The organism is Curtobacterium pusillum (assembly GCF_013359865.1).
GTDB classification, from domain to species: domain Bacteria; phylum Actinomycetota; class Actinomycetes; order Actinomycetales; family Microbacteriaceae; genus Curtobacterium; species Curtobacterium pusillum.
In genome coordinates this window covers 186,082-205,896 of record NZ_JABMCE010000085.1, presented here as the reverse complement: position 1 = coordinate 205,896, position 19,815 = coordinate 186,082, and the positions used below count along the sequence as shown (strand labels likewise).

17 protein-coding genes are annotated in these 19,815 nt (G+C 71.1%); 7 read left to right on the top strand and 10 right to left on the bottom strand.

The features are described 5' to 3' along the window. The first annotated feature begins 21 nt into the window (after positions 1 to 21). Positions 22 to 1,170, top strand: coding sequence for a low temperature requirement protein A (locus HP507_RS15675; protein WP_271207240.1), 1,149 nt, complete (start codon positions 22 to 24; stop codon positions 1,168 to 1,170). 27 nt (positions 1,171 to 1,197) lie between these two features. Here HP507_RS15675 and HP507_RS15670 read toward each other — a convergent pair whose 3' ends face one another. The 3 genes from HP507_RS15670 to HP507_RS15660 form a co-directional block, all read right to left on the bottom strand. Continuing rightward, complete coding sequence (locus HP507_RS15670; protein ID WP_175352716.1) at positions 1,198 to 2,691, bottom strand: glyceraldehyde-3-phosphate dehydrogenase; 1,494 nt, start codon at positions 2,689 to 2,691, stop codon at positions 1,198 to 1,200. Continuing rightward, positions 2,688 to 4,613, bottom strand: coding sequence for a phosphoenolpyruvate carboxykinase (GTP) (locus HP507_RS15665; protein WP_175352715.1), 1,926 nt, complete (start codon positions 4,611 to 4,613; stop codon positions 2,688 to 2,690). The genes HP507_RS15670 and HP507_RS15665 overlap by 4 nt, the downstream gene beginning before the upstream one ends. 133 nt (positions 4,614 to 4,746) lie before the next feature. Further along, the gene (locus HP507_RS15660) at positions 4,747 to 6,195 is read right to left on the bottom strand and encodes a helix-turn-helix domain-containing protein (protein WP_175352714.1); all 1,449 of its coding nucleotides are present in this window, start codon (positions 6,193 to 6,195) and stop codon (positions 4,747 to 4,749) included. Between the two features lie 73 nt (positions 6,196 to 6,268). Between HP507_RS15660 and HP507_RS15655 the strand changes: the two genes are divergently transcribed. The 4 genes from HP507_RS15655 to HP507_RS15640 are packed head-to-tail and all read left to right on the top strand — an operon-like array spanning position 6,269 to position 10,150. Then, the gene (locus HP507_RS15655) at positions 6,269 to 6,967 is read left to right on the top strand and encodes an RraA family protein (RefSeq protein WP_217508851.1); all 699 of its coding nucleotides are present in this window, start codon (positions 6,269 to 6,271) and stop codon (positions 6,965 to 6,967) included. Then, positions 6,964 to 7,911 (top strand): 4-hydroxy-tetrahydrodipicolinate synthase, encoded by a 948-nt coding sequence (gene dapA / locus HP507_RS15650; RefSeq protein ID WP_175352712.1) that lies wholly within the window; start codon positions 6,964 to 6,966, stop codon positions 7,909 to 7,911. The genes HP507_RS15655 and dapA overlap by 4 nt, the downstream gene beginning before the upstream one ends. Beyond that, positions 7,908 to 8,714, top strand: coding sequence for a fumarylacetoacetate hydrolase family protein (locus tag HP507_RS15645; protein WP_175352711.1), 807 nt, complete (start codon positions 7,908 to 7,910; stop codon positions 8,712 to 8,714). The genes dapA and HP507_RS15645 overlap by 4 nt, the downstream gene beginning before the upstream one ends. Next, positions 8,711 to 10,150: an NAD-dependent succinate-semialdehyde dehydrogenase gene (locus HP507_RS15640; RefSeq protein WP_175352710.1), complete on the top strand. Its 1,440-nt coding sequence runs from the start codon at positions 8,711 to 8,713 to the stop codon at positions 10,148 to 10,150. Before HP507_RS15645 ends, HP507_RS15640 begins: the two co-directional genes overlap by 4 nt. Before the next feature lie 75 nt (positions 10,151 to 10,225). Here the strand turns inward: HP507_RS15640 and hpaD are convergent, their stop codons facing one another. The 3 genes from hpaD to HP507_RS15625 are packed head-to-tail and all read right to left on the bottom strand — an operon-like array spanning position 10,226 to position 12,865. Further along, complete coding sequence (gene hpaD / locus HP507_RS15635) at positions 10,226 to 11,227, bottom strand: 3,4-dihydroxyphenylacetate 2,3-dioxygenase (RefSeq protein WP_254701159.1); 1,002 nt, start codon at positions 11,225 to 11,227, stop codon at positions 10,226 to 10,228. Between the two features lie 27 nt (positions 11,228 to 11,254). After that, the gene (locus HP507_RS15630; protein WP_175352709.1) at positions 11,255 to 12,109 is read right to left on the bottom strand and encodes a fumarylacetoacetate hydrolase family protein; all 855 of its coding nucleotides are present in this window, start codon (positions 12,107 to 12,109) and stop codon (positions 11,255 to 11,257) included. A 21-nt stretch (positions 12,110 to 12,130) separates the two neighbouring features. After that, on the bottom strand, positions 12,131 to 12,865 hold the full coding sequence (locus HP507_RS15625) for a dienelactone hydrolase family protein (protein ID WP_175352708.1): 735 nt from the start codon (positions 12,863 to 12,865) through the stop codon (positions 12,131 to 12,133). A 110-nt stretch (positions 12,866 to 12,975) separates the two neighbouring features. Between HP507_RS15625 and HP507_RS18225 the strand changes: the two genes are divergently transcribed. Continuing rightward, complete coding sequence (locus HP507_RS18225; RefSeq protein WP_175352707.1) at positions 12,976 to 13,458, top strand: MarR family winged helix-turn-helix transcriptional regulator; 483 nt, start codon at positions 12,976 to 12,978, stop codon at positions 13,456 to 13,458. 81 nt (positions 13,459 to 13,539) lie between these two features. On the opposite strand, the gene HP507_RS15615 is transcribed toward HP507_RS18225, so the two are convergent. The 4 genes from HP507_RS15615 to HP507_RS15600 form a co-directional block, all read right to left on the bottom strand. Continuing rightward, the gene (locus tag HP507_RS15615) at positions 13,540 to 14,628 is read right to left on the bottom strand and encodes an amidohydrolase family protein (protein ID WP_175352706.1); all 1,089 of its coding nucleotides are present in this window, start codon (positions 14,626 to 14,628) and stop codon (positions 13,540 to 13,542) included. A gap of 17 nt (positions 14,629 to 14,645) precedes the next feature. Further along, positions 14,646 to 16,181, bottom strand: coding sequence for a sugar ABC transporter ATP-binding protein (locus HP507_RS15610; protein WP_217508849.1), 1,536 nt, complete (start codon positions 16,179 to 16,181; stop codon positions 14,646 to 14,648). A 71-nt stretch (positions 16,182 to 16,252) separates the two neighbouring features. Beyond that, positions 16,253 to 17,419: a sugar ABC transporter substrate-binding protein gene (locus tag HP507_RS15605; protein ID WP_175352704.1), complete on the bottom strand. Its 1,167-nt coding sequence runs from the start codon at positions 17,417 to 17,419 to the stop codon at positions 16,253 to 16,255. Between the two features lie 38 nt (positions 17,420 to 17,457). Beyond that, on the bottom strand, positions 17,458 to 18,510 hold the full coding sequence (locus HP507_RS15600) for an ABC transporter permease (protein WP_175352703.1): 1,053 nt from the start codon (positions 18,508 to 18,510) through the stop codon (positions 17,458 to 17,460). Positions 18,511 to 18,603: 93 nt separating this feature from the next. On the opposite strand from HP507_RS15600, the gene HP507_RS15595 reads away from it, so the two are divergent. Beyond that, positions 18,604 to 19,806 (top strand): MFS transporter, encoded by a 1,203-nt coding sequence (locus HP507_RS15595; protein WP_175352702.1) that lies wholly within the window; start codon positions 18,604 to 18,606, stop codon positions 19,804 to 19,806. The last annotated feature ends 9 nt before the right edge of the window (positions 19,807 to 19,815 follow it).

The following is a 19,815-nucleotide window of genomic DNA, read 5'->3' as shown; positions in this document are numbered from 1 at the left end:
GTTCTCGTGTAGGCATACCGGGTGACCACCATCGGACTCCGCCGCATGAGGCCCCGGGACCCCGCCGAAGGACACCGCACCGCCAGCCCCCTCGAACTCCTCTTCGACCTGGTCTTCGTCGTCGCCGTGGGCTTCGCCGCCTCGAACCTGCACGAGATCGAGTCCGAGGGCCACGTGTCCTCGGCGGTGCTCTCGTACGCGTTCGTGTTCTTCGCCATCTGGTGGGCGTGGATCAACTTCACCTGGTTCGCCACGTCCTTCGACACCGACGACTGGCTCTACCGGGTGATGACGTTCGTGCAGATGGCGGGCGTGCTCGTCCTCGCCGCCGGGGTGCACGCCCTGATGGTCGACGCCGACATCGGCCTCGTGGTCGTCGGCTACGTCGTGATGCGCCTGGCGCTCGTCGGACAGTGGCTCCGCGCCGCGGCGTCGTCGCCGGAGTACCGCCGGACCGCGCTCCGCTACGCCGCCGGCATCACGGTCGTGCAGGTGCTGTGGGTGCTCGCGCTCGTGCTGCCCGACGCCGTCCGGCCGTGGGTCGTCCCGGTCCTCATCCTGCTCGAGGTCCTGGTCCCGCCGTTCGCCGAGGCCGGTACGCGCACCACCCCGTGGCACACCCGGCACATCGCCGAGCGGTACTCGCTCTTCACGCTCATCGTCCTCGGCGAGGGGCTCATCGCCTCGGCGAACGCGGTCATCGACGGCATCGCGCACGCGGACCACCTCGCCTCGCTCCTCGTCCTGGCGGCGTGCGGGCTCGTCGTCGTCGCCGGGCTGTGGTGGATCTACTTCTCCCGCGAGCAGCACGACCACATCCGCTCCCTGCCCACGGCGCTCGTGTTCGGCTACGGCCACTACCTCGTGTTCGCCGCCGCCGGGGCCCTGCCCGCCGGGATCGAGGTCGCGGTGAGCGCCGACGCGGGCGAGGCCGACCTGTCGCACGCGACCGTCGCGGCGACGATCGCGGTGCCGGTCGCGCTGTTCGTCCTGTCGATCTGGGCGCTGGCGCTGCGGCCGTCGCTCCCGATCGGCTGGAACGTGGTCGTCGTGGTGCTCGCGCTCGCCGTGCTCGCCGGCATCGCCGTGCCCTCGGTCTCGCTGGTCGCGACGGCGGTGCTCGTCACCGCGATCGTGGTCGTCCTGGAGGTCGCGGGCCGCAGGGGGTGACCGGACGACCGACGGGAGCGCGGACCGTCAGCCGACGCGCGCGACCCGGACGTCCGTGTGCACGGACCGCGTCTCGTACTCGGGCGCCGGCAGTGTCCGGATGCGCACGCCCGTCATCGTCTCGAGGATGCGGACGACCTGGCGGCTGTACCCGTACTCGTTGTCGTACCAGACGTACACGACGACCGAGCGGCCACCGTCCGCGATCGTCGCGAGCCCGTCCACGACGCCCGCCTTGCGGGCACCGAGGACGTCGCTCGACACGATCTCCGGGGAATCGACGTAGTCCACCTGCCGGTGCAGGGCGGAACGGAGCGACACCGACCGCAGGTACGCGTTCAGCTGCTCCTTGCCGACGGGCTCGCGCAACTGCAGGTTCAGGACCGCGATGGACACGTCCGGCGTCGGCACCCGGATCGCGTTCCCGGTCAGCTTCCCCGCGAGCCGCGGGTACGCCTTCGCCACCGCCGTCGCAGCACCGGTCTCGGCGAGCACCATGTTCAGCGCTGCCGAACGGCCGCGACGGCTCGACCGGTGGTAGTTGTCGGTGAGGTTCTGGTCGTTCGTGAACGAGTGCACCGTCTCCACGTGACCGTGCTCGACGCCGAACTCGCGGTCGATCGCGACGAGGACGGGCGTGATCGCGTTGGTCGTGCACGACGCCGCGGCGACGATCGGGTGGTCGCCGATGTCGTCCTCGTTGATGCCGTGCACGATGTTCGGCAGGCCGCCTTTGCCCGGCGCGGTGAGCAGCACCCGCCGGATGCCGTCGTTCTCGAGGTGCTGGCGCAGGCCGGCCTCGTCCCGCCACCGCCCGGTGTTGTCCACGACGATCGCGTCGCGGATGCCGTGGGCGGCGTAGTCGACGTGCGCCGGGTCGGACGCGCGGATGAACTGGATCACCGTGCCGTTCGCCGTGATCGTGTCCCGCTCCACGTCGACCGTGATCCGGCCGTCGAACGGTCCGTGCACGCTGTCGCGGCGGAGCAGGCTCGCCCGCCTGACCAGGTCGCCGGGGTCGTCGCCCCGGACGACGACCGCGCGGAGCCGCAGCCCGCAGGCCCCGCCGGCACGGCCGATCAGGATCCGCGCGACCAGGCGTCCGATGCGGCCGAAGCCGTAGAGGACGACGTCGGTCGGCGGCACCGCGTACAGGCCGCCGTCGACGACCTCGGCGAGCTCGCGCCGCAGGAACGCGTCCAGGTCGAGCTCGTGCTGGGCACGGAACCGCCGGTTCAGCTCCGCCACGTCGATCGCCGCCGGCCCGAGGTCGAGCGTCGTCAGTTTGTGCAGGACCGGGAAGATCGCGTGCGGCGACAGCTCGACACCGTCGAGGTGCCGCGCGAACCGGTGCAGCTTCAGGATCTGGGTCGCGGACCGGTTCGGCAGCCGGCGGCCGTGGATCGTGGTGACGACGTTGTTCCGCCGGTACAGGCCGCCGATGATCGGCACCATCGCCTCGGCGACGGACTCGTGGTCGATCCACCGTGTGAACGCCGTGGATGCGTCGTCCCCGTTCACGCCGCGACCTCGTCGCGTCCGGCGTCCGCGCCCGCGCCCGCGCCCGCGAGTCGTTCGCGCAGGCGCGCGAGCTCGTCCCGGAGCCGGCCCGGCACGCGGTCGCCGAACCGGGCGAAGAACTCCTCGGTCCGGTCGCACTCCTCGAGCCACGCCACGGGGTCGACGTCCAGGAGCGACTGCAGCACCGTGGCCCCGAGTCCCAGCCCGGTGACGTCGAGGGATCCCGGAGCGGGGACCTCGCCGATCGCCGTGTCGACGGCCTCGGCCTCGCCGGAGACCCGGCCGGCGATCCAGGCGAGGACCCGACTGTTCTCACCGAACCCGGGCCAGAGGAACGCTCCCTCCTCGTCCTGGCGGAACCAGTTGACCTGGAAGATCTTCGGCGCCCCGCTGCCGAGCGCGGCTCCGACGTCGAGCCAGTGCTGCCAGTAGTCCCCCATGTCGTAGCCGACGAACGGCAGCATGCCGAAGGGGTCGCGGCGGAGTTCGCCGACCCGCCCCTCCTGGGCGGCGGTCCGCTCGCTCGACACGGTGGCCCCGACGAACACGCCGTGCTCCCAGTCACCCGTGTCGACGACGAGTGGCACGTTGCTGGCGCGTCGGCCGCCGAACACGATCGCGTCGATCGGGACACCGTCGGCCTCGTACCAGTCGTCCGCGAGCGTCCGGCACTGCTCGATCGGCGCCGTGAACCGGGCGTTCGGGTGCGCCGCGGGCGTGCCGGACGCGGGCGTCCAGTACTGCCCGCGCCAATCGATGAGGTGCGCCGGGGGCTCGTCGGTCTTCCCCTCCCACCACACCTCGCCGTCCTCGGTCAACGCGACGTTCGTGAAGATCGTGTGCTTCCGCATGGTGTCGATCGCCACCGGGTTGTTCTGGACGGACGTCCCCGGTGCGACGCCGAAGAACCCGGCCTCGGGGTTGATCGCGTGGAGCCGGCCGTCGTCGCCCGGTCGCAGCCAGGCGATGTCGTCGCCGATCGTCTCGACGTCCCACCCGGGGATCGTCGGTCGGAGCATCGCGAGGTTCGTCTTGCCGCACGCGCTCGGGAACGCCGCGGCGATGTGGAACGCGCGGCCGGCGGGCGACGTGAGCTTGAGGAGGAGCATGTGCTCCGCCAGCCATCCTTCGTCCCGTGCCATCACCGACGCGATCCGGAGGGCGAAGCACTTCTTGGGCAGGAGGGCGTTGCCGCCGTACCCGGACCCGAACGACCAGATCGCGCGCTCCTCGGGGAAGTGACTGACGTACTTCACGGGGTTGCTCGGCCACGGGACGTCGTCGCGTCGGAGCCCGTCTCGGTCGCGGAGCGGGTACCCGACGCTGTGCACCCCGGCGACCCAGTCGGTGTCCGGGCCGATCACGGCGAGCGCGTCGTCCCCCATGCGGGTCATGATCGACAGCGAGATCACCGCGTACGGCGAGTCGGTGATCTGCACACCGACCTGCGAGATCGCGCCCCCGACCGGTCCCATCGAGTACGGGACGACGTACATCGTCCGACCGCGCATGGACTCGGCGAACAGCGCGTTCAACTCGGTGTGCATGTCGGCGGGGTCGCGCCAGTTGTTGGTCGGTCCGGCGTCGGCCTCGCTGCGGGAGCAGATGAACGTGCGGTCCTCCATCCGCGCGACGTCGTCCGGGTCGGACCGGGCGAGGAAGCTGTCCGGGTGCACGCCGGGGTCGAGTCGGACGAGTGAGCCGGCGTCGGTCATCTCGGTGGTGAGCCGGTTCCACTCCTCGTCGGAGCCGTCGCACCAGACGACCTCGTCCGGCCGGGTCAGCAGGGCGATGCGGACGACCCAGTCGGCGAGCTGCTTGTTCGCGACGTCGTGTCGCCGGGCACCGTCCGGGACCTCCGGGATGGCGGACGCCCAGACGGGCGGGAACGCGTGGTTGTGGGTCTGTGCGGTCGGGTGCATCGTCACTCCTCATCGAGCTCGGGCTGTCACCGACAGGTTCCGTCGGCACGAGCTGCGGGAGGCGATCGGGGAGTCGTGAAGATCGGCGATTCTTCCGGATCCGTGAATTCGCCGGGTCTGATCGGGCGGACGCTCAGTCCCACGCCTGGGCGTGCGACTCGAGGAACCGGTAGACCTCGCCGTCGTCGACGCCGGGGAACCGGCCCGTCGGGAGCGGGGCGAGGACGTGCTCGCCGAGCTTGGCGCTGGGCCACGCGCTGTCGTGCCACCGGCGCACGAGCTCGGGTTCCGGCCGACGGCAGCACGTGGGGTCGGGACAGGTCGACGTCCGTCGCACGCCGGTCTCCCGGCCGCGGAACCAGCGCGCGTGGGCGAACGGCGTACCGAGGGTGATGGAGAACTCGTCCTCGCTCGTGCCGGTCTGCACGCTGCACCAGAACGTCCCGGTCGGCGTGTCCGTGTACTGGTAGTGCTCGCGGGAGCGGTTCCGGTGCACGAACGCCGTCCGGGCTGCCCACTTCGCGCACACCACCTGGCCGACGATGCCGCCGTCGGTGGCCACGGGGAACGCGATGCCGTCGTTCTCGTAGCCCTTCACGATCGCGCCGGACCTCCGGACCCGCAGGAAGTGCACGGGGATGTCGAGGAACTTCGTCGCGAGGCTCGTGAAGCGGTGCGCGGCCGCTTCGTGCGTCACACCGTAGGCGTCCCGCAGGTCCTCGAGCGCGATGTCCCGGCGGCCCTTCGCGTCCCGCAGGAACGGCACGGCGGTGTCGCGCGGGATGAGGCACGCGGCGGCGAACGCGGTGATCTCGATGCGCTGCCGCAGGAAGTCGGCGTAGTCGGTCGGTTCCCGGTGCTCGAGGACTCGGTGCGCGAGGGCCTGCAGCGACAGGCTCCTGAGCCCGTGCGCTCCCGGTGTCGCGGCGGGCGGCAGGTAGATGACGCCGTGCTCGCGGTCGGTCACGGTGCGGGTCGACGCGGGGAGGTCGTCGGCGTGCACCAGGCGGTACCCGAGGTGCTCGGCCAACCGTGAGACCGTGTGGTGGGTGAGCGGACCCGGCGGGCGCTCCACCGACGCCATCAGTTCGGCCGCACGATCCTCGACGGCTTCGAGGTAGTTGTCCTGCGCCTGTCCCTCGAGACGCAGCGCGATCATCGCCAGACGGCCGGCCGCCTGGGTGGCGGAGGCCTCGCGGACCTGCTGGCCGAGCGCGCCGTGCAGTGCGACGACGGTGCGGAGGACGTCGTCGGGCACGCTCCGGCGGACGTCGAGTCGCGGGATCCCGAGCCGCTCGGCGACGGGTGAGGCCTGGAGGCGTGCGAGCTCGAGCTCGAGGTGGGCGCGTTCCGAGGGCGCATCGGACCGGGTGAGCGTCGGGATGTCGGTACCGAGCGCGTCGGCGATCCGGCCGAGTACCGAGACGCGTGGTTCGCGCAGCCCGTTCTCGATCATCGACAGCTGGCTCGGCGGCAGTCCGCACGCCTGCCCGAGGACGTCGAGGGTGAAGCCCCGTTCGGTCCGGACGTGCCGGACCCACTGTCCGACGCGTGCGGCGTCGAGGGACCGTGATGACGACATCCGGCTCGCACCTCCGTTGGTACTCGGCTCGGTCTGTGCATATAATTATAACTACCCAACGAAGGGAACCCGCGTGATCGACCCTACCGTCGCATCGAACCTCGAGCGCGTGAGCACCGCGACGCTGTGCTCCCAACTGCGTCGCCGCGGCATCACCGGGACGTTCCTCACCGGGCTCCGGCCGCTCCGGCCCGACGTCCGCCTCCTCGGCGAGGCCCGGACGCTCCGCTACACCGCCCACCGCGCCGACGTGTTCGACGAGATCGGCGGCGGGATGAACGCCCAGAAGCGCGTCATCGACACGATCGAGCCCGGCGAGGTACTCGTCATCGAGGCGCGGGGTCAGCTCGCCGCCGGGACCATCGGCGACATCCTCGCGTTGCGCGTGCAGCAGCGCGGCGGCACCGGCGTGATCACCGACGGCGCCTCCCGGGACACTCCGACCCTCGCCCGCATGACGCTGCCGCTCTACGTCGGCGGTGCGCACGGCGCCGTCCTCGGTGAACGCCACGTCCCGATGGACTCCGACCTCCCGATCACCTGCGCGGGCGTCCTCGTGATGCCGGGCGACGTCATCGTCGGCGATGCCGAGGGTGCCGTCGTCGTGCCCCGGGCGCTCGCCGCCGAGGTCGCGGCCGACGCCGTCGAGCAGGAACTGCAGGAGACCTTCATCGCCGAACGGGTCGGGGAGGGAGCGTCCGTCGCCGGGCTCTACCCCCTCGGACCGGAATGGCGGCCCCGGTACGAACACTGGAAAGAGGACCACTCGTGAGATTCCGCAACGACCCCCACGCGCTCCGCGGCGCATTCGGCGCCGTGCTGACACCGTTCACCGACGACGGTGACCTCGACGTCGACAGCCTCCGGTCCCTGGCGCAGTGGCAGCGCGACGCCGGCCTGCACGGGCTCTCGGTCGGCGGGTCGACCGCCGAGCCGAGCGCGCAGAGCTTCGAGGAACGCGTCACCGCGATGCGCACGGTGGCCTCCGTCACGGCCGACCAAGTCCCGTTCCTCCCCGCGACCGGCTCGACGAAGCTCGACGAGACGATCCGCCTCACCGGCGAGGCACGCGACGCGGGCGCCGACGCGGTCCTCGTCATCACGCCGTACTACGCCCGCCCCACCCAGCAGGGACTGATCGAGTGGTACGGGGCGATCGCCCGCGAGTACCCCGACCTGCCGCTCGTCGTCTACAACGTGCCCAGCCGGACCGCCGTCGACATGGCGCCGGAGACCGTGCACGCGCTCCGGCTCGCGCACGACAACATCATCGGCATCAAGGAGACGACGAAGGACTTCGAGCACTTCTCGCACGTGCTGAAGCTGTGCGGTCAGGACTTCATGGTCTGGTCGGGCATCGAGCTCCTCGGCATCCCGCTCCTCGCGCTCGGCGGCGCCGGCTTCATCAACGCCCTGAGCAACCTGGCCCCGCGGTCGATCGCGGACATGTACGAGCACTGGGCCGCCGGACGGCTCGACGAGGCCCGCGCGGTCCACTACGCCGTGCACCCGCTCGTCGAGCTGCTGTTCGTCGAGACCAACCCGGCGCCGGCGAAGTGGGTCCTGGCGCGCGCCGGCAAGATCGCCTCCGACCACGTCCGTCCGCCGCTCGCGTCGGTCAGCGAGGCCGGCCGGGCGAAGATCGACCGGCTGCTCGACGAGGCCGCCGCGGTGCTCGAGTACGAGGGTCTGACGCTCGAGCGGGTCGTCGCATGAGCGGAGCGCTCGTCCGGCCGTCGAAGCTCATCGCCGTGCACCTCAACTACCGCTCCCGTGCGGCGGAGCGCGGGAAGAGCCCGGCGAACCCGTCGTACTTCCTCAAGGCGCCGTCGACGATCACCACGTCCGGTGCGGTCGTCGAACGCCCGGCGGGGACCAGGCTCCTCGCGCTCGAGGGCGAGATCGCCGTCGTCATCGGGACGCGCGCCCGCCGGGTCGGGCGCGCCGATGCGTGGTCGCACGTCGGATCGGTGACCGCGGCGAACGACTTCGGCGTGTACGACCTCCGGTACGCCGACCCCGGATCGAACGTCCACTCGAAGGGGTTCGACGGGTTCACGCCGATCGGCCCGGAGCTCATCGACGCCGCGGCCGTCGAGCCCGGGGACCTGCACCTCCGCACCTGGGTGAACGGCGAGATCGTGCAGGACGCGCTCACGAGCGAGGACATGCTCTTCGACCCGGCGTTCGTGATCGCGGACCTCTCACGCATGATGACCCTGGAACCCGGCGACGTGATCCTGATGGGCACCCCGACCGGGTCGTCGGTCGTCGAGCCCGGCGACGTCGTCGAGGTCGAGGTCACGGCCGGCGACCTGTCGAGCGGCCGGCTCCGCAGCCCGATCGGCACCGCCGACCACGCACTCGACGAGGCCGGCGCGCTCCCCCGCGTCGACGAGGCGACGCTGGACGCCGCGTACGGTGCCGGCGGCATCCCCGAGAGCGCCCTCGCCCTCCACACCGACCGCGACCGCGACCGCGACCGCGACCACGCGAGCACGGACGGGGCACACGCATGACCGACGTCACCGCCCTGCTCGACGCCGCCGTCGCGACCAGCGACCCGTGGCGCGGCGACGACACGTTCGACGTGCTCGACCCCGCGACCGACGAGGTCGTGCGCACCGTCCCGTCCGCGACGCCCGAGACCGCGCGGCAGTCGGCCGACGCGGCGGCGGCTGCGCTCGGCCCCTGGGCGGCCTCGACGCCGCGCTCCCGGGCGGAGATCCTCCGCCGCACGTTCGAGATCATGGAGGGCGAGGCCGAGGCGATCGCCCGGGTCATCGTCGCCGAGAACGGCAAAGCCCTCGCCGACGCCCGGAGCGAGACCCACTACGCCGCCGACTTCTTCCGCTGGTACTCGGAGGAAGCGGTCCGGCTCGACGGCAGCCTCGGTCGCTCCCCCTCGGGCGGCAACCGGATCCTGACGTCACACAAGCCGATTGGCGTGGCAGCGCTCGTCACCCCGTGGAACTTCCCCGCGGCGATGGCGACGCGGAAGATCGCGCCGGCCCTCGCCGCCGGCTGCACGGTCGTGCTCAAGCCCGCGAGCGAGACGCCCCTCACCGCCCTCGTGATCGCCGACGTCCTCCGGCGGGCGGGCGTGCCCGAGGGTGTCGTGCACGTCCTCCCCTCCGCTCACAGCAGCGCGATCGTCGGTGAGCTCCTCGCGCACCCGGCCGTCCGGAAGCTGTCGTTCACCGGCTCGACCGAGGTCGGCAAGGTCCTCCTCCGCTCGGCGGCGGACCGCGTCGTCAGTGCGTCGATGGAGCTGGGCGGCAACGCCCCGTTCGTCGTGCTGCCCGGCGCCGACGTGGACGCGGCCGTGGCAGGAGCGATGCTCGCGAAGATGCGCAACGGCGGGCAGGCTTGCACGGCCGCGAACCGCTTCATCGTGCACGAGAGCGTCGCGGAGGCCTTCGTGGACCGGTTCTCCGCCGCGATGGGCTCGCTGGCCATGGGTCCGGGTCACGACGAGCGGAACCAGCTCGGCCCGGTCATCAACCGGGCGGCGCAGCGGGACATGCAGTCGCTGGTCGACCAGGCGCTCGCCTCCGGCGGGCGGGCCAGGACGGGAGGCGCAGTGCCGGTCGGTCCCGGGAGCTTCTACCCGGCGACGGTCGTCGCCGACGTGCCGGGCGACGCACCGGTGCTGCGGGAGGAGATCTTCGGACCCGTCGCCCCGGTGAGCGTCGTCGGTTCCGTCGACGAGGCGGTCCGGCTCGCCAACGCGACGGAGGTCGGGCTGGCCGGCTACGTGTACGCCGGGGACCTCGCCCAGGGACTCGCGGTCGCCGAGCGGCTCGACGTCGGCATGGTGGGGCTGAACCGGGGCGTGGTCTCGGACCCGGCCGCCCCGTTCGGCGGCGTGAAGGAGTCCGGCCTGGGCCGGGAGGGCGCCGAGGAGGGCATCCTCGAGTACACCGAGGTGCAGATGATCGCCACGCAGTGGTGACCGGGCGGCGCGACCCGCGCTCACGAGGAAGGCCCCGTTCCGGATGATCCGGAACGGGGCCTTCCTCGTTTCGCGTCAGTGGATCTGCAGGTAGTCCTCGAGGGTCCCCGGCGTCGCGGACAGGAGCGGCTCGTTGACGGGCTCCTCCGGGAACGGGCTCGCCTCGAAGAACCAGCGGGCGGACGCCGGCATCCCCCACAGCTGTGCGCGGCGCGGGTCGCTGACGTCCCACCGGATCGGCGGCGTCTCGAGGTCCATGAACTGGTAGTGCGTCGTGAACAGCTCGATGCGGTGCTGGTCCGGGTCGCGCAGGTAGAGGAACAGCGCGTTCGAGATCCCGTGGCGACCCGGGCCGCGGTCGATCTCCTCGCCGAACCCGAGGGCGCCCGCGACGTCGGCCGCGTCGATGAGCTTCACGGCGTCGGGCACGGTGTACGCGAAGTGGTGCAGTCGTGGGCCGCGGCCGTTGGTGAAGACGAGGTCGTGGGTGTTCCCCTTGACCTCCATCCACGAGCCCCAGAGCTCCTCGGTGCCGTCCTTCGCCGTGTACTCCGACATCCGCATGCCGAGCTGCGACCACCAGTCGGTGGCGGCCTGCACGTCGTGCGTCACGACCTGGAAGTGGTCGAGGCGCTGCGGCGCGCCCGCCCGGAACTCGTCGAAGCGCTGCATCTTCCGCTCGACGACCTCCATCGAGCTGGTGATCTCCATGTGCGTGCCGACGCCGTCGGTGAACTGGATCGTGGGTCCCTGGTGCGCCACGTCGACGCGGCGGTGGCGCACGTCGTTCGCCCGGAACCAGTGCTCGGCGCGGTCGATGTCCTCGTCGGTCTCGACGCGGAACCCGACGCGGTCGGCGAACGGCGCGCCGTCGGTCCGCCGCAGCGTGAGGCTGTGGTGCGCAGCCTCCTCGAGGCCGCGAAAGTACACCGTGTCGTCCGTCTCCTCGGTGACGACGAGTCCGATGACGTCGCGGTAGAAGTCACGGCTCGCGGCGAGGTCGGTCACGAACAGCGAGACGTGGCTCGCGCGGGTGATCCGGAACGGGGGGTTCGGTTCGGTGATGGGCAGCATCATGACTCCTTCGTCGGTTCCGATGGCTGGTCAGGGTTCGGCGACGACGGTGTTCTCGATCACGCCGAGTCCGTCGACCTCGCCACGGACGACGTCGCCCACCCGGAGGAAGTTCCGCGTCGGAGCACCGATCCCCGACGGGGTGCCGGTCGCGAGGACGTCGCCTGGCATCAGTGTCATCACGGTCGTCAGGTACTCGATCTGCTCGTAGACGTCGTAGATCATGTCGTTCGTGCGGGCGTTCTGCCGCTCCTCGCCGTTCACCCACAGCCGGAGTCCGAGGTCGAGCGGGTCGGCGATCTCGTCGTCGGTGGTGAGCCAGGGGCCGATCGGGCCGTGCGTGTCGAACGACTTGCCGAGCGTGAAGGTCGGCGACCGCTTCGCGAGCCAGTCGCGCACGGAGACGTCGTTGACGACGACGTACCCGGCGATCACCGATCGGGCGTCCGCGGCTGCGACGTGGCGGCACCGCTTCCCGATCACGACGCCGAGCTCGATCTCGTAGTCCATCTCGTCGGACACCCGGGGCTTCTCGATGTCGTCGTGGGGACCGACGATGCACGAGACCTGCTTGTTGAACCAGAGCTGGCTCGTCGGCGTCGGGATGCCGGCCTGGAGCGCTTCGGCGGCGTGGGCCCGGTAGTTCATCCCGATCCCGAGGAACTTCTGCGGCGCGTCCACCGGCGGCAGGAGCGTCACCTCGCCGAGGTCGTACTCGTGACCGTCGGCGGTCTCGATCGCCGGGCGGAGCGTCTCGAGGTCGGGCAGGATCGCCGTGACCGATGACCCGATGCCCGCCGTGCCGGTGAGGTCGACGAGGCGGTCGGTGTCGACACGACCGACGTGGTCCTGTCCGTCTGCGGTGCGGAATCGGGCGAGCTTCATGCGGTGTTCCTCCGTGTGTGGTCAGGGGGCGAGCAGGTCGGCGAGGAACCGCTCGGCGGACTCGTGCGCGCGCCGGGCGCTGCGGGCGTGGTAGCCGACGACGTCGGGCGGCCCGGCGAGCGCGGCGTCCGGGTTGGTGAAGGCGTGCCGGGTGCCGCTGTAGACGTCGGCCTCCCAGTCGGCCCCGACCGCGTCCAGGCCGCGCTGCAGGGCGAAGAGCATCTCCGGGGTCGCCATCGGGTCGTCCGCACCGGTGCACAGGAGGACCCGCGCGTCGGTCGGGGTGGTCCAGTCGTCGCCGAGGAGGTCGAGGCCGCCGTGCACGCTGACGATGCCGCGCACCGCGCCGCCACCACGGACGAACTCGATCGCGGAGGATCCACCGAAGCACCATCCGACCATCGCGGTCCGGTCGGCGTCGACGTCGGGACGTGCGAGGAGCGTCCGGTGCGCGGCGGCGATCCGTCCGGCCCACTCGGCGCGGTCGGCGACCATCCCGCCGATGAGGGACCCGATCGCGGCGCCGTCGGTCGGTGTCGTACGGGAGCCCCAGACGTCCGCGGCGAGGACGGCGTACCCCCGAGCGGCGTACTCCTCGCTCGTCCGGATCATCGCCTCGGTGAGTCCGAACGCGTCGTGCACGAGCACCACACCGGGGTGCGGTCCACCGGTTGCCGGTGCGGCGGAGCGTCCGATCATGACGGTGTCGCCGTGGGAGTACTCGACGTCCCGTCCGATCAGGTGATCGCCCTGCATGCCGCCTCCTCGCGTTCGCACCAGCAACCTATTTGGTTATGTTTTCAAAGTCAACTGTAGAAAGATATGGTTCTATAGATATACGGTCGAGCGCGACATATACTCGGTTGGTGGCTACCACTGACGACGATGCGGGGATCGACTACGCGGACCTGGCCGAGATCGTGCTGACCGTCGCACGGGAGATCCGCCTGCGGGAGACCGACCTCGGCGACACGATCTCGCTCACCCCGTCGAACACCCAGGTGATGCGGTACATCGACACCCATCCCGGCGCGACGCCCAGCGAGACGGCCGAGGCCACGGGGCTCCTGCGGAGCAACCTCAGCACCGCCATCCGCGAGCTCGAGCAGATCGGCTTCATCGAGAAGCGCCGGGACGAGCACGACGGACGCGGGGTGCGTCTGCACTCCACACCGACGGCCGTCGCGAACCTCGCCCGTGTGCGCGAGCGGTGGGCCGAGGACGCGGCTCGCGTCCTCGGCAAGCCGACCGGCGTGCCGCAGGCGACGAAGCTCCTGCGCCGGCTCGGCGAGGGCCTCGCCGACGAGCGCCGGCGGTCGGGTGCTCGCTGGAAGCGCAACCAGATGTGATCGCCCCACGAGACGGACTGGAGGCGCGGTGCAGGTCCTGCACCGCGCCTCCAGTCCGTCCGGGCGAGCGCCCGGAGCCCGTCAGCCGACCGCGGACCCGGCCGTCTCCGGGACCCTCGACGGGATCGGCAGGTCGAAGATCCGCTTCGCGTTCCCGGAGAGCACCGCTTCACGATCGGCGTCCGAGAGGTCGACCGTGTTCCGCATGAACTCGACGCCCTGCCCCATCCAGCCGTAGAACACGGGGAACGACGACCCGAACATGAAGTGGTCGGCGCCGTTGATCTCGATCGCCGCCTCCACCTGCTTCTTGCCCCACGAGTGCGGGTGCGTCAGGTCGTAGAAGATGTTGTTCTCCAGGTAACTCGTGATCTTCTCGCCGCCCGTCGGGTCGAGCCGGACCATCGACTCCTTCTTGTTCGACGCGTGCGGCGTGAGCAGTGCGGTGTTCGCGAACCAGTTGCCGCCGAGCATCGTGTGCACGAAGCGCAGGTTCGGGTACTTGTCGAACATGCCGGAGAAGAGCTCACGGCCGACCGCCGTCGCCTGGTCCTGGATGCGCCCGAACTCGCGACGGAGGTTCGTGTAGTCGATGATCGACCGCCACTCGACCGGGAGCGGCGTGTGGTGCACGATCACCGGGATCCGCTTGTCGTTCAGCACCTCGAGGTACGGCTCGAACACCGGGTCGTCGAGGTAGAGCTGGCCGTAGTGGCACGCGAGCTGGACACCGACGGCCCCGAGGTCGTCGATGCACCGCTCGAGCTCGGCGATGTTGTCCTTCCCGCCCCACGGCGGCACCGCGGCCGTCATGAACAGGCGCCCCTTCGACTCGTCGACGATCTTGGCGGCCTCGTCGTTGACGTACTTGCAGGCCTCGAGCGGGAGCCACTCCTGCCAGACGGGGACGCGCATGATGCCGTAGTCGACACCGGCGTCGTCCATCGCCGCGAGCTTGGCCTCGGCCGAGTAGTCGCCCTCGACGTAGTTGAGGTTCTGGTGCCCCGCCGGCTTCTCGAGGATGAGCTGGTGTTTCCCGGACTCCATCTCGATCACCCGCGCGATCTCGCCGAAGCCGCGGGGCGCCGAGTCGAGGAACGCGTTCAGGATCTTCGGGTTGGAGAACAGGTCCTCCGGAAGGTGGTGGATGTTGATGTCGACGACGGTCATGTCGTGGTCCTCTCGTGTCACTGGTCGGTCGGGGTCGACGGCGTACCGCGGAGCGGGCGGCGGTCGTTGCCGGTGAAGATCGCGTCGACGATGTCGTCCGGCGCGAGGGGTCCGGCCAGCTCCGCCGCGACCCGGCCGTCGCGGAACACCAGGAGCCGGTCGCAGAGCATCGACAGCTCGTTCTCGTCACCGCTCGCGACGAGGACCCCGCAGCCGTCAGCGGCGGCGTCCTTGACCGCGTTCACGATGATCTCGCGCGCGCCGACGTCGACGGCCTGGGTCGGCTCGTGGAGCACGAGCAGCTTCGGCGACCGGGCGAGCCACTTCGCCAGGACGACCTTCTGCTGGTTGCCGCCGGACAGCTTGCCGACCACCACGGCCGGGTCCGGCGGCCGGAGTTCGAGCCGGTCGATCCACGGCTGCAGCTCCGCCAGTTCCGCACGACGCGGGATCGGTGCGAACCGACCGCCGCCCGAGCCGGTCCGCGGGACCGCGGCGTTCTCGGCCACGGTCAGTTCGAGGGCGAGGCCCTGGTGCTCACGGTCACCGGGCACCAGCGCGATGCCCGCGTCCATCGCGACGGTGGGGCCGTACGCCCGGAGGTCGACCTCCGTACCGCTGACCTCGAGACGGCCCGAGGCCGCGCGCACCGCGCCGCCGAGCACGTACGGCAGCTCGTGGTAGCCGGCGTCGGCGAGCCCGGTCACGCCGACGATCTCCCCCGGTGCGACCCGGACGTCGACGCCGTCGAGTCGGGCGCTCCGGAGGTCGACGACCTCGGCGGCGGCTCCCGCTCCGGGACGGGCATGACCGCCGCCGGAGCTGACAGCGCCGAGCACGCGCCCGAGCATCACCCGGGCGAGGTCGGCCGCGGTGAGCCCGGCGACCGGGATCCCCGCCTCCACGAGGTCGCCGTCGCGCAGCACCGTCACGCGGTCGGCGGCCTCGATGACCTCCTCGAGCCGGTGCGTGATGAGGAGCGCCGAGGTGCCGCTCCGCACCACCTGGTCGAGCATCTCGTAGAAGTGCTCCAGCGACCGTCGGGAGAGCGCCCGGGTGGACTCGTCGAAGATGATGAGCCCCCGCCCGTCCGGAGCGTCCTGCAGGGCTCGGGCGATCGCGACCGTGGCCCGGTCCTCCTCGCTGAGCGACGACACGCGGGCGTCGAGCGGGACGTGCCGGCCGAGCCGGTCGAACACGCCCGCTGCCGCCTCACGCTCGACCGACCAGCGGATCCGGCGGGAGAAGCGACCGGCGCCCAACCGCCCGACACGCATGTTCTCGAGCACCGACATCTCGGGGACGAGCCCGAGCGACTGGTGCACGACGGCGACGCCGCGGGAACGCGACTCGAGCGGCCGGACCGGCAGGCGGAGTGCCTCGCCGTCGACCTCGACCACGGCACCGGGGTCCGGCACGTACAGGCCGGTGAGGACCTTCGCGAGCGTCGACTTGCCCGAGCCGTTCTGACCGACGAGCGCCTGGATCTCCCCCGCGCGGACATCGAGCCCGATGTCGCGGAGCACCCGGTTGTGCCCGAACGTGACCGACACGTCACGGACCCTCAGCCGCGGGACCCCGCGGTCGCCGCGTTCGACGGCGACAGGAGCCTCGGCAGCATCGATCACGAGACACCCCAGAGCTTCAGGAAGGAGTCCGTGTAGTCCTTCGGTCCGAACCACTCGCCCGAGGCCTGCGCGTCGTTGGTGAGCGTGACGTCACCCACGTTGTTCCGCGTGAAGAGCCGGATCGGGATCGTGTACTCCGGCAGGTCCGCCCCGGACGTGCCGGTGAGCATCCGCGCGACGGCGTCCGCATCGGCCCAGCCCTGGTACGCCGACGCCTGCCCGACGGACGCGTAGAGGAAGTTCTTGTTCGACAGCATCTGCAGGCCGGACAGCTGCGCCGCACCGGAGACGCCCTTGACGCTCGCCGTCTTCCCCGCCTGCTGCACACCGCCGAGTGTCGGCTGCAGGTACTGGTCGAACTCGGAGACCACGTAGCCGACGCCGGGCGTCTTCACGAGCGCGGAGGACGTCGAGGACGCGATCAGGCTGAAGTTCGCCGAGGAGACCTTGTTGATCGTCACCGAGCAACCCGAGCAGACCTTCTTGAACTCCTTCTGCGCGGCGGTCACGAACGCGACGGACGCCGGACTGTCGGTGCTCTCGTTGATCACGACGCTGCCCTTGCCGTTCGAGTCGTACGCGATCCAGTCGGCGACCGCCTTCATCTGCGAGGTCCCGGCGGCCTCGATGTAGCCGAGCGTCTTCGATGCCGGGGCGTCCGGATCGACGATCTGGTCCGTGTTGAGGACCGTGATGCCGGCCTTCTGCGCCGCGGCGAAGGCGTTCGACGCCTCCTGGTACGGGATGGCGTCGGTGATGATCGCGGCCGCCTTCGCCGACGTCGCCTGGGTGACGCACTGCGAGATGCCCGTCGGGGTCGCGTTGCCGTTGCAGACCTGCAGCGTCATGCCGAGCTTGCCCAGCGCCGCCTTGAGTGCGACCTGGGTGACGCCGAACTGCGGCGACTGCTGGGTGATGGGCACGTAGTAGACGGTCTTCCCGCGCAGCGACGAGACGTCGGAGATCGTGCCGCTCGGGATCGGGTAGCTCGACGGGAGCTTCTCGAGCTTCGCGATCTTGGAGGCGAGTGCGCTGTCGCCGGAGCTGGCGCTCGGGGTCGACGCGCTCCCGACGGTGGAGCAGCCGGCGAGGAAGAGGGCTGCTGCTGCTGCTGCGGCGCCGAGCGCGATGCGGGTTCCGCGCCGGGTGGTGATCGGGGACATGTCGACCTTTCTGACGTCGTTGACAGAGGGCGCTGGGATCAGGAGACCCTGCGGTGCAGGATGGTGGAGATCGTGACGGCGACGACGAGGACGCCGCCGTAGAAGACGTTCGAGACCCATCCGGCCGCGCCGAGCAACTGCAGCCCGAGGATGCCGGTGGCGAGGAAGTACACCGCGAGGAGCGTGCCGAGCGGGTTGAACCGGCCCGGTTCCAGGATCGCGGTGCCGAGGAACGTCGCCGCGAAGATCGGGAGCAGGTACGACTGCGACACGGTCGCGTCGAAGCCGCCGGTGGCCGCGGCGGAGATGACCCCGCCGATGCCGGCGATGAGGCCGGCCGACATGAACGACCCGAACCGCAGCCGGTTCACGCGGATGCCGGCGAGGCGGGAGACCTCCCGACTCGCGCCGACGAACCGCATGTTGCGGCCGAGCGGCGTGAACCACATCACGTACGCGAACCCGAGCATGAGCACGAGGCCCTCCCAGAACCCGACCGGCAGTCCGGCGATCGTCATGAGGGCGATGTTCGCGAAGCCGGCGGGCAGGCCGGACACCGGTGTGAGGTTCGTGACCCACAGACCGAGGCCGAGGAGGAACGTCCCCATGCCGAGCGTCACCACGATGGTGTTCACGCCGAGGCGGACCACGAGCCAGCCGTTCACCGCACCGACGGCCGTCGCGACGACGACCGCGGCGAGCGCCGCGAGCAGCACCGGCCAGTGCAGATCGACGTTGAGCACCGCGACCAGGACGGCCGCGAAGCCGAAGTTGTACGCGACGGACATGTCGACGAACTCACCGACGATGATCGTGCAGAGCAGGGACGCCGTGAGGAAGACCAGGGCCTGCTGCGACCCGAAGATCGTCTGGAAGGTCCCGGCCGTCAGGAACGTCTTCGGCACCAGGACCGCGTACAGCACGGCGAGGGCGAGCCACACGCCGAGCACGGCGAACTGGGACCCCGTCCGCACCGCATCGAAACGGCGGATCGTGGTCGCGGCCGGGACGGTCGCCCGGCTCATGGTCGCGGTGGGCGGCACGCTGCGGTTCTGCGTGTCGCGCCGCCGGTCGGTTCGTGTGGTCATCATCGTCCCCGAGAACTCGTTCGCCGACCTCGGTGTCGGCGTGGAAAGGTTATAACGCTATAAGCAGAAATACAACGAGACCCGCCGGGAGGCACCGTGGACCCAGCTCGCCGCCCAGGGCCCGTGCTCGCCGTGCTCGCCGTCCTCACCGCGCTCGCACCACTGTCCGTGGACGTGTACACGCCGTCGCTGCCACGCATCGGAGCCGACCTCGGCGGGGCCCCGTGGGTGATCCAGTCGAGCATCACCGCGTGCCTGGCGGGCATCGGCATCGGGCAGCTGGCGTTCGGCCCGCTGAGCGACCGCATCGGACGACGTCCCGTCATCCTGGTCGGCGTCGCGGGCTGGACGCTCGCGTCGGTCGCCAGCGCGTTCGTCCCGTCGGCGCTCACCCTCGTCGCGATCCGCGGGGTCGCCGGGCTGTTCGGGTCCGCGGGGATCGTCGCCGCACGGAGTGTGGTGCGCGACGTCTCGGAGGACCGGGCGGTCATGGGCGGACGGGTGGCGGTGCTCGCGACCGTGAGTGCCGGCGCGCCCGTCGTGGCGCCCGTACTGGGGGCCGCTGTCGCAGCACTGTGGGGTTGGCGTGCGGACTTCCTGACACTCGCGGGGGTCGGGGCGCTCGTCATCGTCGGCGTCCTCGTGCTCGTCCCGGAGACCCGTACGGCGGACGCCGTGGACGGTCCGCGGGCGGTGTCGAGCGGGTCGCTCGTCGGGGCGGTGCGCGAATCGCTCGGAGCGGCGTTCCGCTCGCGGGAGCTCCGCGGCGTCGCCGCGATGCTCGCCGCGCAGTCGTTCGGCTTCTACGCCTACGTCGCCACGGCGTCCTACGTGGTCGAGCGGGAGCTCGGGTACGGACGGGACGTGTTCACGCTCGTGTTCGCGACGAACGCCGCGGCCATGGTGGGGGCGAACCTCCTGTTCCGGCGACTCGCCCGGCGCAACCACCCCGGGACGCTGGCCGGAGCCGGACTGGTGGTGAGCCTCCTGGCCGGCGGAGCCCTGGCCGCGATCGCGGTGAGTCGGGGGCCGGACCCGCTCCTGTGGGCCGCGTCCGCGCTCTTCGCGGCGGGGGTCGGACTCGTCCTGCCGGGATCCCACACGTGGGGGCAGCTCACGGACGCGCCGAGCGGTTCGGCGTCGGCGCTGACCGGGTCGGCGCAGTTCCTCGGCGGTGTCCTCGGGTCGCCGGTGACCGGTCTCCTCGGGGCGACCGCGCTCTCGCTCGGCTTCGTGCTCGTCGCGAGTTCCGCGGTCGCGCTCGGCGTCCACCGGCGGGTCCGGCGGGCGTCCCGGTGACCGGACGGG

What these genes read in the sequence shown, in the direction of transcription:
- HP507_RS15615 (WP_175352706.1), bottom strand. Translation starts at nt 14,628, where the DNA reads ATGACCGTCGTCGACATCAACATCCACCACCTTCCGGAGGACCTGTTC.
- HP507_RS15660 (WP_175352714.1), bottom strand. Translation starts at nt 6,195, where the DNA reads ATGTCGTCATCACGGTCCCTCGACGCCGCACGCGTCGGACAGTGGGTC.
- HP507_RS15625 (WP_175352708.1), bottom strand. Translation starts at nt 12,865, where the DNA reads ATGCAGGGCGATCACCTGATCGGACGGGACGTCGAGTACTCCCACGGC.
- HP507_RS15640 (WP_175352710.1), top strand. Translation starts at nt 8,711, where the DNA reads ATGACCGACGTCACCGCCCTGCTCGACGCCGCCGTCGCGACCAGCGAC.
- HP507_RS15605 (WP_175352704.1), bottom strand. Translation starts at nt 17,419, where the DNA reads ATGTCCCCGATCACCACCCGGCGCGGAACCCGCATCGCGCTCGGCGCC.
- HP507_RS15600 (WP_175352703.1), bottom strand. Translation starts at nt 18,510, where the DNA reads ATGATGACCACACGAACCGACCGGCGGCGCGACACGCAGAACCGCAGC.
- HP507_RS15665 (WP_175352715.1), bottom strand. Translation starts at nt 4,613, where the DNA reads ATGCACCCGACCGCACAGACCCACAACCACGCGTTCCCGCCCGTCTGG.
- HP507_RS15645 (WP_175352711.1), top strand. Translation starts at nt 7,908, where the DNA reads ATGAGCGGAGCGCTCGTCCGGCCGTCGAAGCTCATCGCCGTGCACCTC.
- HP507_RS15630 (WP_175352709.1), bottom strand. Translation starts at nt 12,109, where the DNA reads ATGAAGCTCGCCCGATTCCGCACCGCAGACGGACAGGACCACGTCGGT.
- hpaD (WP_254701159.1), bottom strand. Translation starts at nt 11,227, where the DNA reads ATGATGCTGCCCATCACCGAACCGAACCCCCCGTTCCGGATCACCCGC.